At 72.2% G+C, this 14,584-nt stretch carries 17 protein-coding genes; 5 read left to right on the forward strand and 12 right to left on the reverse strand.

Annotation, left to right across the window (positions count from 1 at the left end):
• The first annotated feature begins 114 nt into the window (after window positions 1–114).
• On the forward strand, window positions 115–1,224 hold the full coding sequence (locus IEZ19_RS05970; RefSeq protein WP_373296920.1) for a molybdopterin-binding protein: 1,110 nt from the start codon (window positions 115–117) through the stop codon (window positions 1,222–1,224).
• Window positions 1,225–1,242: 18 nt separating this feature from the next.
• Here IEZ19_RS05970 and IEZ19_RS05975 read toward each other — a convergent pair whose 3' ends face one another.
• Entirely contained in the window at window positions 1,243–1,875 is a 633-nt protein-coding gene (locus tag IEZ19_RS05975; RefSeq protein WP_189309953.1) for a DUF1345 domain-containing protein, read from the reverse strand.
• A 14-nt stretch (window positions 1,876–1,889) separates the two neighbouring features.
• Here IEZ19_RS05975 and IEZ19_RS05980 point away from each other — a divergent pair, with 14 nt between their 5' ends.
• Window positions 1,890–2,669 carry an FUSC family protein gene (locus IEZ19_RS05980; RefSeq protein WP_229839992.1) on the forward strand — a complete coding sequence of 260 codons (780 nt, stop codon included), beginning with the start codon at window positions 1,890–1,892 and terminating at the stop codon, window positions 2,667–2,669.
• Entirely contained in the window at window positions 2,632–2,763 is a 132-nt protein-coding gene (locus IEZ19_RS52565; RefSeq protein ID WP_268248618.1) for a hypothetical protein, read from the forward strand. The genes IEZ19_RS05980 and IEZ19_RS52565 overlap by 38 nt, the downstream gene beginning before the upstream one ends.
• A 13-nt stretch (window positions 2,764–2,776) precedes the next feature.
• On the opposite strand, the gene IEZ19_RS05985 is transcribed toward IEZ19_RS52565, so the two are convergent.
• The 11 genes from IEZ19_RS05985 to paaN all read right to left on the reverse strand — a co-directional run bounded on the left by IEZ19_RS05985 (window position 2,777) and on the right by paaN (window position 12,711).
• Window positions 2,777–3,415 (reverse strand): DsbA family protein, encoded by a 639-nt coding sequence (locus tag IEZ19_RS05985; RefSeq protein WP_229839994.1) that lies wholly within the window; start codon window positions 3,413–3,415, stop codon window positions 2,777–2,779.
• Window positions 3,416–3,516: 101 nt separating this feature from the next.
• Window positions 3,517–4,635, reverse strand: a complete 1,119-nt coding sequence (paaE, locus tag IEZ19_RS05990; RefSeq protein ID WP_189309954.1) for a 1,2-phenylacetyl-CoA epoxidase subunit PaaE — start codon at window positions 4,633–4,635, stop codon at window positions 3,517–3,519.
• Complete coding sequence (gene paaD, locus IEZ19_RS05995) at window positions 4,635–5,150, reverse strand: 1,2-phenylacetyl-CoA epoxidase subunit PaaD (RefSeq protein ID WP_189309955.1); 516 nt, start codon at window positions 5,148–5,150, stop codon at window positions 4,635–4,637. The genes paaE and paaD overlap by 1 nt, the downstream gene beginning before the upstream one ends.
• Window positions 5,144–5,974, reverse strand: coding sequence for a 1,2-phenylacetyl-CoA epoxidase subunit PaaC (gene paaC / locus IEZ19_RS06000; protein WP_189309956.1), 831 nt, complete (start codon window positions 5,972–5,974; stop codon window positions 5,144–5,146). Before paaC ends, paaD begins: the two co-directional genes overlap by 7 nt.
• Before the next feature lie 9 nt (window positions 5,975–5,983).
• A complete protein-coding gene (gene paaB / locus IEZ19_RS06005; RefSeq protein ID WP_086725481.1) occupies window positions 5,984–6,277 on the reverse strand; it encodes a 1,2-phenylacetyl-CoA epoxidase subunit PaaB in 294 nt (97 codons plus the stop codon).
• A complete protein-coding gene (gene paaA, locus IEZ19_RS06010; protein ID WP_189309957.1) occupies window positions 6,274–7,263 on the reverse strand; it encodes a 1,2-phenylacetyl-CoA epoxidase subunit PaaA in 990 nt (329 codons plus the stop codon). Before paaA ends, paaB begins: the two co-directional genes overlap by 4 nt.
• An 82-nt stretch (window positions 7,264–7,345) precedes the next feature.
• Window positions 7,346–8,179, reverse strand: a complete 834-nt coding sequence (locus IEZ19_RS06015) for an enoyl-CoA hydratase/isomerase family protein (protein WP_189309958.1) — start codon at window positions 8,177–8,179, stop codon at window positions 7,346–7,348.
• Window positions 8,170–9,033, reverse strand: coding sequence for a 3-hydroxyacyl-CoA dehydrogenase family protein (locus tag IEZ19_RS06020; protein WP_373296921.1), 864 nt, complete (start codon window positions 9,031–9,033; stop codon window positions 8,170–8,172). Before IEZ19_RS06020 ends, IEZ19_RS06015 begins: the two co-directional genes overlap by 10 nt.
• Entirely contained in the window at window positions 9,030–9,773 is a 744-nt protein-coding gene (locus IEZ19_RS06025) for an enoyl-CoA hydratase/isomerase family protein (protein ID WP_189309959.1), read from the reverse strand. The genes IEZ19_RS06020 and IEZ19_RS06025 overlap by 4 nt, the downstream gene beginning before the upstream one ends.
• 5 nt (window positions 9,774–9,778) lie before the next feature.
• Window positions 9,779–11,002 carry a thiolase family protein gene (locus tag IEZ19_RS06030; protein ID WP_189309960.1) on the reverse strand — a complete coding sequence of 408 codons (1,224 nt, stop codon included), beginning with the start codon at window positions 11,000–11,002 and terminating at the stop codon, window positions 9,779–9,781.
• On the reverse strand, window positions 11,002–12,711 hold the full coding sequence (paaN, locus tag IEZ19_RS06035; protein ID WP_189309961.1) for a phenylacetic acid degradation protein PaaN: 1,710 nt from the start codon (window positions 12,709–12,711) through the stop codon (window positions 11,002–11,004). Before paaN ends, IEZ19_RS06030 begins: the two co-directional genes overlap by 1 nt.
• 96 nt (window positions 12,712–12,807) lie before the next feature.
• Here paaN and paaI point away from each other — a divergent pair, with 96 nt between their 5' ends.
• Both paaI and paaK read left to right on the forward strand, forming a co-directional pair.
• Entirely contained in the window at window positions 12,808–13,239 is a 432-nt protein-coding gene (gene paaI, locus IEZ19_RS06040; protein ID WP_189309962.1) for a hydroxyphenylacetyl-CoA thioesterase PaaI, read from the forward strand.
• Window positions 13,236–14,582 (forward strand): phenylacetate--CoA ligase PaaK, encoded by a 1,347-nt coding sequence (gene paaK, locus IEZ19_RS06045; protein ID WP_189309963.1) that lies wholly within the window; start codon window positions 13,236–13,238, stop codon window positions 14,580–14,582. Before paaI ends, paaK begins: the two co-directional genes overlap by 4 nt.
• Window positions 14,583–14,584: the final 2 nt, after the last annotated feature.

The following is a 14,584-nucleotide window of genomic DNA, read 5'->3' on the forward strand; positions in this document are numbered from 1 at the left end:
CCGCGACAAGTACGCACACGACCCTCGTGACCGCTCCGCCACCGCGCTCCGGTCCCGACTGGGCAGCAGGCCCGTTCAGTGGCGCGCCGCAGTGCGGGGCAACCGCTGCCGCCCGTGGTCCTCGCACCCGGCGACGCGCCCGGGCACGCCCTCGCCGAACCGCTCGCCGCGCTCTGCGATCTCCCCCCGTCCGACACCTCCGCGATGGACGGCTGGGTCGTGTCCGGCCCCGGGCCGTGGCGGTTGTACGGCGGCGTCGTGCCGGCCGGGGCGGACCCGGAGCCGCTGCGGCCGGGCACCGCCGTGCCGATCGCCACCGGCGCCCGGACGCCGCCGGGCGCCACCGCCGTACTGTGCCGGGAGCACGGAGAGGCGCGGGACGGCGTGCTGCGCCACCGGTCCCCCGAGCCCGGCGCCCTGCCCGCGGGCCACGACGTCCGGCCGCGCGGCCAGGAGTGCCGGTCCGGTGAGCCGCTGCTCCCGGCCGGCACCACCGTGACCCCGGCCGTGCTGGGGCTCGCCGCGGCGGCCGGGTACGACCGGCTGTCGGTGCACCGCCGCCCGCGCGTCGAACTCCTGCTCCTGGGCGACGAGTTGCTGCAGCACGGGATACCGCGGGGCGGGCGGGTCCGGGACGCGCTCGGTCCGCTGCTGACCCCCTGGCTGGACCTGTGCGGCGCGGAACCGGCCGGCGTCCGCATGGTCGGGGACGACCCCGGTCCGCTGCGGGAGGCCGTCGACCGCTCCGCCGCCGACGTCGTCATCACCACCGGGAGCACGGCCGCCGGCCCGGTGGACTTCCTCCACGGCGTCCTGAACGACCTGGGCGCCACGCTGCCGGTCGACTCCGTGGCCGTACGGCCCGGCCACCCCATGCTGCTCGCCGAACTGCCGCCGGCCCGCGACGGCCAGGCCCGCCGGGTCGTCGGACTGCCCGGCAACCCCCTCGCCGCGGCGGCCGGGACGGCGACCCTGGCAGTCCCCCTGCTGCGCCGCCTGGGCGGCCACACCGATCCGGAGCCGCGCCTCCTGCCCACTGCGGCCGGCCTGCCGGGGCATCCGCGCGACACACGACTGCTGCCGGTGCTGCACACCGGTCACGAGGTGACACCGCTGCCGTACGACGGTCCGGCGATGCTGGCGCTCGCCGGCCGTCTCGCCGTCGTCCCGCCGGGCGGAGTCCCGGCCGGTTCCCTGGTGGAGCTCCTCGAACTTCCCGTGTGAAGGCGCCTGAAGACGTCGTCAAGCGCTGACGAACCCCACGACGAGGTTGATGGCGGTGGCGAGGATGCCGGTACCGAAGACGTACGACAGCAGCGTGTGCCGCAGCACGATCGCGAGGATCGTCGGGCTCGAGACGTTGGTGTCGGAGACCTGGTAGGTCATACCGAGGTTGTAGCTGAAGTAGAAGAAGTCCCGGTACGCCGGCGGCTGGTCCGAGTTGAAGTCGATCCCGTCCACGGTCTCGTAGTACACGTAGGCGTAGCGGGCGGCGTACATCAGGTGCAGGGCGGCCCATGCCATGAAGACGCCGCACAGCGCGATGGCGGCGCGGACATGACCCGGGTCGGAGCGGCCGCGCACGAGCAGCAGCACGATGGCGACCAGGCCGCACAACGCCACCGCGACGACGACGAGTTCTTCGGCGACCGGCCGGAAGTCCTCCCGCCGGGCGTTGCGCCGGGTGGTCGCGGCGTCCATCGGCCACAGCACCAGCCAGCCCGACACGACGGAGAACAGTCCCGTCGCGGCGATCCCGGCCAGCACGCCGAGCGTCACGTCGGACACCAGCCACGCGGTCACGCCGACGACGGCTCCGAGGACCACCGCGCCGGCCAGCCGGGGCCCGGCAGCGAGAGGTAACCACATCCACATGCACCACCACGGTAGTGCGGTCACGCCGGATCAGCCCGGCGGATCCGCACCCCGGTGCCGGCGCCGACCCGGCCGCCGCGGCGCGGCTCCTGCGCCGCCGGGCCGGCTTGCTGACCGACCGGCGCCGCAGGCCTCCGCTCCTGCTGAGCGAACTGTCGGTGTCCGAGCCGGTGCTACCCGCCGTCGCCCTGGCCGTGCCCGCCCTGCGGATGGCTCTGGACACCGGTGTGGCCGGAAAGGTCACGGCCCTGCTCGCTCTGGAGCGCGGCCACTGGGCGGCGATCACCGCGGCCGCGGTGCTGCACCCGGTCAACCTGCCCACCACGGCCCAGTGTGCCGCCCAGCGGATCCCGGGGACGGTCGTCGGGCTGCTGCTCGCGTTCGGGGCCCTGGCCGCGCATCTGCGCCCCGTGACGCTCGCGGTCCTGATCGTGGTCCCGGAGTTCCTGCTGGAGTACGTCGTGGCCCGCGACTACACCCTGGGCGTCGTCTTCCTCACGCCGCCGGTGCTGCTGCCGCGCGACCTGGCGGCGCCCGCGCCGCCCGGCGAGCTGGTCCTCGACCGGGTGCCGGTCAGCGTCGCCGGGATCACCGTGGCGCTGCTGCGCGCGCTGCTCGTGGTGCACGGGCGGGCCGCGGTCCGGATGGAGCGCGCGCTGTCCGCGTGCGCGAAGGCCGCCGGCCGCGCCGAACGGGCCCTCGCACCTCGGCGGGCCGCCGCCCGCGTTCGTCCAGATGCGGCCGGCCCTGGCGGTCGTGGAACTGCGCGAGGCCGACGACGCCGCGGCCGGTGAGCTGTGGCCGGCCGGCATCGACCGGACCCTGCACGCGGCCACCGAGGAGAGGGCCCATCTGCTGCTGGCCCGCTTCCACAGCCCGCGGCACTGACCGGTCGGCGGGCTCACTCGGGGAACTGGGCCAGGAACTCCTGCGGGGTGAGAGCGGGCTCGTCCTCACCCCGTAGGACGGGGATGACCTCGTCGTCGTACCAGACGACCGGCGTGCCCACCACGCCGTAGGAGGCGAAGGCGCCGACCGTCTCACCGGCCCAGGTCAGATAGGTGTCCTCGGTGACCTTGCGGTCGAAGCCGGTGGATCTGAGCCCCTCGACCTCGCTCGCCAGGGACAGCAGCACCGAGGTGTCGGCGAACCGGTCGAGTCCGGGCGACGACGGCTGCGCCGCCAGCAGCACGCCCAGATAGTCGATGAACTGCCGCTGCCCCACGTCGCTCGCCGCTCCGAGGGCGCTCAGGCCGCGCTGGGAACCGCTCCCGCCGACCGTGTCGTCCAGGATCGCCGCGAAGTGGAACCTGACGACGAACCGGTTGTCGTCGGCGGCCCGGCGGATCGTCCCGAGAAGGCTCTCGGCCATCCGGTGACTGGCCCGGTCGCGCAGTTCCAGGAACACCCGCAGCGCGTGGATGCTGTCGAGGTTCCCGTAGTACACGGTGGCGCCGCCGGCGCCTGTCGTGTTCGCCGGCTTCATACCACCAAGCTGCCACAGCGAACCGACGGTGACGACCGGAGCCGGACCGGTCACACGAACGTCACCTTGGTCTGCGCGCGTTCATCGGCGGCCGGTCCAGGCGGAGCGTGCCCACACCGTCCGCGACCTCGAGGCGAGGGTTCACCATCCGTTCCTCAGCTGTCGAAGTCGACGGTCAGGGCGTCGGAGACCGGGAACGTCTGACAGGTCAGCACATAGCCCGCGTCCACCTCCGCCTGTTCGAGCGCGTAGTTGCGGCGCATGTCCGCCTCGCCGCGGGTGACCAGGGCCCGGCAGGTGCCGCAGACGCCTCCCTTGCAGGCGAACGGCAGGTCGGGCCGGACCCGCGAGGCCGAGTCGAGGAGGGTTTCCTCACGCGAGAGCGGAGAGGTGGTGGAGCGGCCGTCCAGGACGACGGTGACCTCGCTGACCGGCCCGTCGGGCCCCTGCTCCTCCCGGCGTGCCGGTGCCACCGGCACCTCACCCGCGAAGAAGAGTTCCTGGTGGACCCGGTCGTCGGGCACACCCAGTCCGGCCAGGACCTTCTGGGCGTCGCGGACCATGCCGTGCGGGCCGCACAGCCACCAGTGGTCGGCCTCGGACACGTCGACCAGCCCGTCGACGAGGGCGGCCAGCCGGCCGGCGTCCAGCCGTCCGGTCAGCAGCTCCGCCTCACGGGGCTCGCGGGACAGCACGTGCGCGAGCTGAAAACGGCCCGGGTAGAGGTCCTTCAGGTCGGCCAGCTCGTCGGCGAACATCACCGAGTCGGTGCGGCGGTTGCCGTAGAACAGGGTGACGCGGGAGCGGTCGTCGGCGGCGAGGACCGACTCCGCGATGGACAGCATCGGGGTGATGCCGGAACCGGCCGCGACCAGGACATGGTGGCCGGGGGCGGACAGGTCCGGGGTGAAGACGCCGGTCGGGGCCATCACCTCGATGACGTCGCCGGGACGGACCTCGTTCACCAGCCAGGAGGAGAAGAGCCCGCCGGGCACGACACGCACCCCGATCCGAGGCCGGGCGCCGACCGGGGAGCAGATGGAGTACGAGCGCCGCTCGTCACGTCCGTCCATCCGGCGGCGAAGGGTGAGCGACTGGCCCGGCGCGAAGGCGAATTCTTCCGCCAGCTGGTCGGGGATGTCGAAGCTCACCGCGACCGCGTCAGCGCACAACCGCTGCACGGCCGCCACCCGCAGCGGGTGGAAGGCCGGGCGGCGACGCGGGCGCCGCCCGGGAGCGGGGGCCTCGCCGGCAGGGGCCAACAGGTCTGCCATCAGATCTCCTTGACGTACTCGAACGGCTCGCGGCAGGCGCGGCAGCGCCACAGCGCCTTGCAGGAAGTGGCACCGAACCGGGAACTCTCCTCGGTGTCCGCCGAGCCGCAGCGCGGGCACACCACCTGGCGCCGTGTCGGCGTCAGCGTGAGCGGCACCGGACCGGACACGCGGCGCGGTGCCGGGCCGGGCGGGGCGATGCCGTGCTCGGCAAGTTTGCGCCGCCCCTCGGGGGTGATCCAGTCGGTGGTCCACGGTGGGTCGAGCACCGTGCGGACCTCCACACGCGCGAAGCCGGCGTTCCTCAGCCTGGTGGCCACCCCGGCCCGCATCTCGGCCATCGCGGGGCAGCCGGAGTAGGTCGGGGTGAGGCTCGCGACGACCGTACCGTCGTCGCCGACCTCGACCTCGCGCAGTACACCGAGGTCCGCCAGGGTGAGCATGGGCAGTTCGGGGTCCGGCACCTGCTCGGCGATGTGCCGGGCGCGCCGCGCGTGCCTGAGGACGCTCACCATGTCGCCTCCGGGTGGGCGCGCGCCACGGACTGCAGCTCTGTCAGCAGCGGGGCGAGGTGGTCCGTATGCCGGCCCTGGCGTCCCGGTCCCTCGTCGTCCCGGGTCATCTCCGGCAGGGCGAGACCCGCCGCGTCGGCGATCTGCCGGAGAACGGCGAGGACCTCGTCCCGGGCGTCGTAGGCGTCGAACAGCTCGCCCAGGTACGCGGTCACCTGCTGGAGCCCGGCCCGCATACGGCGGTGCGACTCCTCGGTGCCGTCACCGAGCCGGATCACCCACTCGGCCGCGTACTGGCGGTGGTACGTCAGCTCCCTCACGCCCTTGGCCGCGATCGCCGCGAGCACCGGGTCGGGCGAGGCGGTGAGCCCTTCGAAGTGGGCGAGCCGCCAACTGGACAGCACCAGCAGCCGCGCCATGCTGAACGCGAAGTCGCCGCCCGGCAGCTCGGCCAGGGTCACGTTGCGGAAGTCGTCAGGGTCGCGGAAGTAGGCGTAGGCGTCCTCACCGCGTTCCGTGCCGTCGGCCTGGCCGGCACGCGAGTAGAGCAGGCGGGCCTGCCCGAGCAGGTCCAGGCCTATGTTGGCGAGGGCCATCTCCTCCTCCAGCTCGGGGGCCCGGGTGGTCCACTCCGCCAGCCGCTGGGCGCTCACCAGCGCGTCGTCACCGAGGGCCACGCACAGCGCGGCGAGCTCTGCCGCGTCGACGCCGTCCGGGACGGTGGTGTCCACACCGTGCAGGGGGTCCTCGAAACCGGTGCCGTACGCCCACCGGGTGTCGTCCTCATGGCCCTCGGCGAGGGCCATGTAGACGTTGTCGTCACTCATGCCCTGCTCCTAGATGTGGGGGACGTCGTCGGGGATGTCGTAGAAGGTCGGGTGGCGGTAGACCTTGTCCGCGCTGGGCGCGAAGAACGGGTCCTTCTCGTCGCGGGTGGAGGCCGCTATGTGCTCGCTGCGCACCACCCAGATCGACACGCCCTCGTTGCGCCGGGTGTACAGGTCCCGGGCGTGGGTGAGCGCCATCCGGTCGTCGGCCGCGTGCAGCGAGCCGACGTGGACGTGATTCAGCCCGCGCTTGCCACGCACGAACACCTCGTACAGCGGCCAGTCCCGCTTCTCGCCGGTCATGCCGTCACTCCTTTCTCCGCGCGGGCCGCCTGCTTGGCCGCGTACACGGCAGCCGCTTCCCGCACCCAGGTACCTTCCTCATGCGCGGCGCGCCGCCGCTGGATCCGCTCGGCGTTGCACGGCCCGTCGCCCTTGATGACCCGCATCAGCTCGTCCCAGTCGGGGGTGCCGAAGTCGTGGTGGCCGCGCTCGGCATTCCAGCGCAGCTCCGGGTCGGGCAGGGTGACGCCGAGCTTCTCCGCCTGCGGGACGGTCATGTCGACGAACCGCTGGCGCAGTTCGTCGTTGCTGTGCCGCTTGATCTTCCACGCCATCGACTGCGCGGAGTTGGGCGAGTTGTCGTCCGGCGGGCCGAACATCATCAGGGACGGCCACCACCAGCGGTTCACGGCGTCCTGCACCATCTCCCGCTGTGCTTCGGTGCCGCGCATCATCGTCATCAGCAGCTCGTAGCCCTGCCGCTGGTGGAAGGACTCCTCCTTGCAGATCCGCACCATCGCCCGCGCGTACGGCCCGTAGGAGCTGCGGCACAGCGGGACCTGGTTGCAGATCGCCGCGCCGTCCACGAACCAGCCGATCACCCCCACGTCGGCGAACGACGGGGTCGGGTAGTTGAAGATCGACGAGTACTTCTGACGGCCTTCGATCAGCCGCTCGGTCAGATCGGCCCGGTCCGCGCCCAGAGTCTCCGCCGCCGAGTACAGGTACAGGCCATGACCCGCCTCGTCCTGCACCTTGGCGAAGAGGATCGCCTTGCGCCGCAAGGACGGCGCCCGTGTGATCCACTCCCCCTCCGGCTGCATGCCGATGATCTCCGAGTGGGCATGCTGCGCCACCTGTCGGATCAGCGTCCTGCGGTAGCCCTCGGGCATCCAGTCACGCGGTTCGATCCGCTGGTCCCGCGCGATCGTCGCGTCGAAATGCTCCTGGAGCTCCTCGCCAGAAGCACCGATCACGGCCGACGAGGCGGCCTGTTCTGCCGTCATCCGTATCAACTCTCCCTACCGACCGTTCGTTCGGTCGATGATATGACGAGCCCCCTGTGGTTCGGCAAGTGCCGGAGGCCTGTCAGTTCCCCGCGAAGGAGGGGATTTGTCCGTCCAGGAAGGCTTGCACCGCCGCACGGTGGTCCTTCGTCCGCCCCAGCCGTTCCTGAGCCTCGGCCTCCGCCTCCAGCAGTGCCGGCAGCTCACGGCGCGCCCCGACCTGCAGCAGCGACTTGACCTCTGCGTAGGCGGCGGTGGGGCCCGTGGCCAGACGCCGGGCGAGATCGAAGCCCTGGTCGGTCGCCGTGCCGTCCGGCACGACACGGTGGACGAGTCCCCACCGCTCGGCTTCCTCGGCGCCGAACCGGTCGCCGAGCAGCATCAGGGCGGCGGCCCGGGACTGTCCCACCGCCTGCGTGAGCGCTCCGCTCAGCCCGCTGTCGGCGGCCAGCCCTATCCCGGTGAAGGCGGTGGCGAAGCGGACGCCCTCGGCGGCCACCCGGAGGTCGGCGCAGAGCGCGAGGCCCAGCCCGGCGCCGACACAGGCGCCCTCGATGGCCGCGACCACCGGCTGGGGCAGCGCGCGGAGCCCCGCCACCAGCGGGTTGTACTCTCCGCGCACGATGGCGAAGGCCGCCTCGGGACGGGTCTCCAGGGCCGCGGCGTGTTCCTTGAGGTCCTGCCCCACACAGAAGTGTCTGCCCTGTGCGGCCAGCAGAACCGAGCGCACCCGTTCACCGTCGGCGCGGACTCTCCGCACGGCCGCCAGCAGCCCGTGGCGCAGAGCGGCGTCAAGGGCATTGCCCGCCGACGGCCTGCGCAGTTCGATCACGGCGACACCGTCTCGCAGGGTGTACTCGACAGTGGGTCCGTCGGCCGCGGCCGGCTCCGGTGTCGTTCCGGCGGTCACTGCCATGAGTAGAACCCCTGTCCGCTCTTGCGGCCGAGTTCGCCCCGGGCGACCTTCTCGCGCAGCAGGCGCGGTGGCGCGAACCGCTCACCGAGGGTGGCGTGCAGGTGTTCCGCGATGGCCAGGCGCACGTCCAGACCGACCAGGTCGGTCAGGCGCAGAGGCCCCATGGGGTGCTTGTAGCCGAGGCTCATGGCGTTGTCGATGGCCTCGGGCTCGGCCACGCCTTCCTCGACCATGCGGATGGCCTCCAGCCCCAGAGCGACCCCGAGACGGCTGCTGGCGAAGCCGGGCGAGTCCTTGACGACGACGTCCTTCTTGCCGAGGCAGCGCGTCCACTGCAGGGCCGCCTCGACCGTGGCGGCGTCCGTGCCCGGCGCAACCACGATCTCGACCAGGTCCGAGGCGGGCACCGGGTTGAAGAAGTGCATGCCCAGGAAGCGGCCGGGACGGGTGAGGGCGGCGGCCAGCTCGGTGACGGACAGCGAGCTGGTGTTGCTGGCCAGCACCGTCGTCGTGCTCACCGCCCGTTCGGCGGCGGCCAGGACGCGGGCCTTGAGCGCGGAGTCCTCGGGGACGGCCTCCACGACCAGGTCGGCCTCGGCGGGCAGCGCGTCCACCGATTCCACGGTGGACACGCGGGCGAGAACCGCCTCGGCCGGTTCGGTGAGCAGGTCGCGTTCGGCAGCTCGCTTGAGTCCCGTGGCCACCCGGTCCAGGGCGGCGGCCGCGGCCGCGGCGCCGTTCTCGACCACGGTGACGGTCGACCCGGCGGTCGCGTAGGACTGGGCGATGCCGGCGCCCATGCGGCCGCCGCCGATCACCCCGACGACGGCCGGTGCGGGTGCGGTGGTGATCACGCTCGGCTCCTCTTCTTCTCCAGGAAGCGGGTCATGCGGTCCTTCTTGTCCTCGCCCTCGAAGAGCACGGCCTGTGCCAGGTCGTCGGCGACCGGGTGGGCACCGGGCGAGTCGACGACGAGCTTGGTCAGGCGCAGGGCCGTGGCGGAGGACCGGGCCATGCGGTCGAGCAGCGCATGCGCCTCGTCCAGGAGCTTCTCGGCCGGTACGACGTCGAGGACGAGCCCGGCGGCCAGGGCCGCCTGCGCGTCGAGGTTCCGGCCAGCGAGCAGCACCTGCTTGGCGACCGACTCGCCGACCAGCTCGGGCAGCCGCCAGCAGGCCCCGGCCGCGGCGAGGATGCCGAGCCCCGGCTCGGGGTTGCCGAACACGGCATCGGGCCCGGCGATGCGCAGGTCGCAGGCATAGGCCAGTTCGGCGCCGCCGCCCAGGGCCCAGCCGTCGACCGCGGCGACGGTCGGCATGGGCAGTCGGCGAACCCGCTCGAACAGGCGGCTGTTGATGCCTTGCAGTGCCTCGTCCCGGCCGCGCCCCAGCAGTTCGGCGATGTCGGCACCGCCCGCGAACACCCGGCCGTGGCCGGTGAGCAGCAGCAGCCTCGGCCGACGCTCCAGCTCGGTGCAGACGTCGTGCAGTTCGGCGATCATCTGCCCGCTGATGGCGTTGCGGGCGTCGGGCCGGTGCAGGGTGACGACGACCCGGTCGTCGCGCTCCTCGACCAGGAGGGTTTCGTAGGCCATGACGCTCACACCCGCTCCACCAGCATCGCGACGCCCTGGCCGACGCCGACGCACAGGGTCGCCAGACCCCTGCGGGCGTCCTCCCGCTCCAGACGCCCCAGCAGGGTCAGCAGGATGCGGGCGCCGGAGCAGCCCAGGGGATGCCCCAGTGCGATGGCTCCGCCTTCGGCGTTGACCTTGTCCTCGTCCAGCTTCAGGCGCCGCATCACGGCCAGGGCCTGGGCGGCGAACGCCTCGTTCAGCTCGACGGCGTCGAGGTCCGCGGCCTGCCAGCCGGCCCGGGAGAGGGCCTTTTCGGTGGCGGGGACCGGTCCGAGCCCCATGATGTGCGGCTGGACACCGGCCGAGGCGGAGGTGACGATCCGAGCCCGAGGGGTGAGCCCGTACCGGTCCACGGCCGTCGCGCTCGCCACGACGAGGGCGGCGGCCCCGTCGGACAGCGGCGAGGAGGAACCGGCGGTGACGATGCCGTCCTTGCGGAAGATGGTGCGAAGCGTGCCGAGCTTCTCCAGCGTGGTCGAAGGGCGGGGGCCCTCGTCTCGCGTGACCTCGCCGTCCTTCACGGGGACGGGCACGATCTCGCGGTCGAAGCGGCCGGCCTCCTGGGCGGCGACGGCCCGCTGGTGACTGCGCAGCGCGAAGGCATCGGACTCGGCACGGGTGATGCCGTCGAGCGCGGCCACCTCTTCGGCCGTCTCACCCATCGACAGGGTGTGCTTCGCCGTGTCGGGTCCGGCACCTGCGGGAACGGCACGGTCGGCGGCCGTGAAGCGGGGGTTGGTGAACCGCCAGCCCAGTGACGTGTCCTGCACCTCCCCCGGCTTGGCCCAGGGAGTCCCGGGCTTCTGCATCACCCACGGGGCGCGCGTCATGGACTCCGCGCCGCCGGCCACGACCAGGTCGGCCTCGCCGGCGCGGATCGCCTGGGCGGCCGAGGCGACTGCGGTCAGGCCCGAGGCGCAGAGCCGGTTGACGGTGTAGCCGGGCACGGTGTGCGGCAGCCCGGCCAGCAGGACCGCCATGCGGGCTACGTCCCGGTTGTCCTCGCCGGCCTGGTTAGCCGCGCCGAGGATCACTTCGTCCACGGCCTCGGCCGGGATGCCGGAGCGGCGCACGGCCTCCCCGACCACGAGGGCGGCCAGGTCGTCGGGGCGTACGGAGGCCAGGGCGCCACCGTAGCGGCCCTGCGGGGTGCGCGCTCCGTCTATCAGGTAGACGTCTTCGGGCATCAGGCGGACTCCTCGACGGTGGCAACGGGTCGGCGGGACTGCAGGACGGCGAAGCGGCCGGTGACGAAGGCCGCGTCGGACAGGGTGGCGCTGGCCGCGGGGTTGGCGGCGCTGCCGTGGAAGTCGCTGAAGGCGGAAGACTGGTTGACGAAGACCTGGCCGGTGAGGTTCTCGGAGAGGTGGACACCGGCGTCCAGGGCGGCTTCCTCGGCGGCGGCCAGCACCTCCTCCTCGGTGGAGTGGACGGCGGCGGTCAGCGCACCGTGCGCGCGCACCGTCTCGCGGAACAGGTCCAGGCTGTGCCGGGTGGAGTCGGTGCCGATCACGAAGGACACCGGCCCGAACCACTCCCGGGTGTAGACCTCCCGGTCGGCTTCCGCGTCCAGCCGCGCCACGAGCGGCGTCCGCACGTCCGCTTCGGCGTACTCGGGGTGCGCGACGGGCGTCGACGCGCGCACCGTACGGCCGACCTCGGCGGCTTCGTCAAGCCGGTGGCGCACACCGTCGTTGACGATCGCGCCCAGCGTGCCGGCGGCACGGGCGGGGTCGCCGAGCAGCTTGTCCAGGGCAGCGGCGAGGTCGGCGGCGAACTCGTCGGCCGTCCGCGGGCCCTGGTCGGTGGCGATTCCCTCGCGCGGGATCAGCAGGTTCTGCGGGGTGGTGCACATCTGCCCGCTGAACAGCGAGAGCGAGAAGGCGAGGTTGCCGAGCAGACCGCGGTAGTCGTCGGTGGAGTCCAGCACGACAGTGTTGAGGCCGGCCTTCTCGGTGTAGACGGCGGCCTGGCGCGCGTTGGTCTCCAGCCAGTCGCCGAACTCGGTGGAACCGGTGAAGTCGACGATCCGCACATCCGGGTCCAGGGCGAGCGTGGCGGCGTCCCGGCCACCGGGCGCCTCGGTGACCAGAAGGACGAGATCAGGGCTGAAGCCCGCCTCCGCCAGCACCTCGCGGGCGATGCGCGCGGTGATCGCCAGGGGCAGCACGGCGCCCGGGTGCGGCTTGACCAGGACCGGGTTGCCGGTGACGAGCGAGGCGAACAGGCCCGGATAGCCGTTCCAGGTGGGGAAGGTGTTGCAAGCGACGAGCAGTGAGACGCCTCGGCCGACGGGGGTGAACGTCTTGTCCAGCACCAGGGCACCGCCCTTGCGCTGCGGCTTGCTCCAGCGGGCGGCGGCCGGGTGCTTCTTCTGCGCCGCCCACGCGTAAGCGACGGCCTCGAGGCCGCGGTCCTGGGCGTGCGGGCCACCCGCCTGGAAGGCCATGACGAACGCCTGGCCCGTGGTGTGCTGCACGGCGTGGGCGATCTCGAAGCTCGCCGCGTTCAGCCGGGCGAGGATCTCCGCAGCGACCCCGGCGCGCGTGTCCGGGCCGGCCTTGCGCCAGGCCGCCGTGGCGTCCTTGGCGGCTGCCACGGCCGCGGCCGGCGAGAGACGGGGATAGCTGATGCCCAGCGGGAAGCCGTACGGAGAGTGCTCCTCGGGCGCCACGCGCCCCTCCGCCGGGTGTCCGGGAAGGTCGAAGGGCCTGCCGATCTGCTCCCGGAAGGCCGCCTCGCCGAGCTTGGCGGCGTCCTCGCCGTACACCGACTTGCTGGGCGACTCGGGATAGGGCGTCCAGTGCTTCCGGCTCTCCGTCGCGGCCTCCGCCTGTTCCAGCAGGGCGCGATGGCGGGCGAAGAGATCGGGCACCTCAGTGGCTGCGTGATGCATATGACTCCCTCTTGACAGGCCCTGGCACGGCTTGAATTACTTGGCCACGCCGCACGCTAACCGAATGTTCGGTCGGTACACAAGGTGGTATAAGTCATGACAGATGCAACGCCCGCCCTCGCGGATCCGACGGCGCGCATGTTCGCCGCCGACCAGGCTTCCCGTCTTCTCGGCATCGAACTGCTGGAGCACGGTGAAGGGACCGCGGTGCTCCGCATGACCGTGACGGAGTCGATGGTCAACGGTCACGGGACCGCTCACGGCGGATATCTGTTCCTCTTCGCCGACACCGCCTTCGCCTGTGCCTGCAACAGCCACGGCCCGGTCACGGTCGCCTCCGGAGCGGATGTCACGTTCGTGGCGCCCGCCCGTGAGGGAGACGTGCTGACGGCCACCGCTCGGGAGATCACCCGTTTCGGTCGCAGCGGCATCTACGACGTGAGCGTTGTACGCGGCGAGACGGTGATCGCGGAGTTCCGCGGCCGCAGCCGCAGTGTTCGGAGCAAGGAATTCGAGGAGCCGCAATGACCAGCGAACCGACCGCACCGGTGGGCACCACGCTCCGCCACGGCGAACCCCTTCCGGCGGAGCTGCTGGACGATGCCGAGCGGATGCCGCGCGAGGAGGTGGAAGCCCTCCAGCTGCGCCGCCTCCGCCGGACACTGCGGCACGCCTACGACAACGTCGAGCTGTACCGCAAGAAGTTCGACCAGGCCGGCGTGACGCCCGACGACTGCCGGACCCTGCAGGACCTGGCCCGGTTCCCCTTCACGACCAAGGCCGACCTGCGAGAGACGTACCCCTTCGGCATGTTCGCCGTCCCCATGTCCGACGTACGGCGCATCCACGCCTCCAGCGGCACGACCGGTCGCCCGACGGTGGTCGGTTATACCGAGAAGGACCTGTCGACCTGGGCGGACGTGGTCGCCCGCTCGATCCGTGCCGCCGGCGGCCGCCCCGGCCACAAGGTCCACATCTCCTACGGTTACGGTCTGTTCACCGGAGGCCTCGGCGCCCACTACGGCGCCGAACGGGCCGGATGCACCGTGATCCCCGCGTCCGGCGGCATGACCGCCCGGCAGGTCCAGATCATCCAGGACTTCCAGCCCGAGATCATCATGGTCACTCCCTCCTACATGCTGACCCTGCTCGACGAGTTCGAGCGACAGGGCGTGGACCCGCGCACCACGTCCTTGAAGGTGGGCATCTTCGGCGCCGAGCCGTGGACGGAGGCGATGCGCCGTGAGGTCGAGGAGCGCATGGGCATCCACGCCGTCGACATCTACGGGCTGTCCGAGGTGATGGGCCCCGGCGTAGCGCAGGAGTGCGTGGAGACCAAGGATGGCCTGCACGTGTGGGAGGACCACTTCCTCCCGGAGATCGTCGACCCGATCACGGACGACGTCCTCGCCGACGGCGAGAGCGGTGAACTCGTCTTCACCTCGCTCACCAAGGAGGCGCTCCCGATCATCCGCTACCGCACCCGGGACCTGACCCGACTGCTGCCCGGCACCGCCCGTCCCGGCTTCCGCCGCATCGAGAAGATCACCGGCCGCTGCGACGACATGATCATCCTGCGCGGGGTGAACGTCTTCCCGTCCCAGATCGAGGAGGTGGTCCTGCGCGTCCCCGGTGTCGCCCCGCACTTCCAGATCCAGCTGACCACACGGGGACGAATGGACCACATGACCATCAACGTGGAGGCCAGGCCGGGCACGGGACCGGAGCAGCGGGAGGCTGCCGCCCGCATGATCGCCAAGGGCGTGAAGGACGGCGTCGGCGTGACCGTGGAGGTGGTGATCGTGGAGCCCGAGACCCTGGAGCGTTCCCTCGGCAAGCTCCGCCGGATCAAGGACCAGCGTGGGGCCTGACC

The sequence above is a fragment of the Streptomyces brasiliensis genome, from assembly GCF_014647875.1.
Lineage (GTDB): Bacteria > Actinomycetota > Actinomycetes > Streptomycetales > Streptomycetaceae > Streptomyces > Streptomyces brasiliensis.

What these genes read in the sequence shown, in the direction of transcription:
- IEZ19_RS06015 (WP_189309958.1), bottom strand. Translation starts at nt 8,179, where the DNA reads ATGGCAGTGACCGCCGGAACGACACCGGAGCCGGCCGCGGCCGACGGA.
- paaI (WP_189309962.1), top strand. Translation starts at nt 12,808, where the DNA reads ATGACAGATGCAACGCCCGCCCTCGCGGATCCGACGGCGCGCATGTTC.
- paaN (WP_189309961.1), bottom strand. Translation starts at nt 12,711, where the DNA reads ATGCATCACGCAGCCACTGAGGTGCCCGATCTCTTCGCCCGCCATCGC.
- paaA (WP_189309957.1), bottom strand. Translation starts at nt 7,263, where the DNA reads ATGACGGCAGAACAGGCCGCCTCGTCGGCCGTGATCGGTGCTTCTGGC.
- IEZ19_RS06025 (WP_189309959.1), bottom strand. Translation starts at nt 9,773, where the DNA reads ATGGCCTACGAAACCCTCCTGGTCGAGGAGCGCGACGACCGGGTCGTC.
- paaD (WP_189309955.1), bottom strand. Translation starts at nt 5,150, where the DNA reads ATGGTGAGCGTCCTCAGGCACGCGCGGCGCGCCCGGCACATCGCCGAG.
- paaE (WP_189309954.1), bottom strand. Translation starts at nt 4,635, where the DNA reads ATGGCAGACCTGTTGGCCCCTGCCGGCGAGGCCCCCGCTCCCGGGCGG.
- paaC (WP_189309956.1), bottom strand. Translation starts at nt 5,974, where the DNA reads ATGAGTGACGACAACGTCTACATGGCCCTCGCCGAGGGCCATGAGGAC.
- paaK (WP_189309963.1), top strand. Translation starts at nt 13,236, where the DNA reads ATGACCAGCGAACCGACCGCACCGGTGGGCACCACGCTCCGCCACGGC.
- IEZ19_RS06030 (WP_189309960.1), bottom strand. Translation starts at nt 11,002, where the DNA reads ATGCCCGAAGACGTCTACCTGATAGACGGAGCGCGCACCCCGCAGGGC.
- IEZ19_RS05975 (WP_189309953.1), bottom strand. Translation starts at nt 1,875, where the DNA reads ATGTGGATGTGGTTACCTCTCGCTGCCGGGCCCCGGCTGGCCGGCGCG.
- paaB (WP_086725481.1), bottom strand. Translation starts at nt 6,277, where the DNA reads ATGACCGGCGAGAAGCGGGACTGGCCGCTGTACGAGGTGTTCGTGCGT.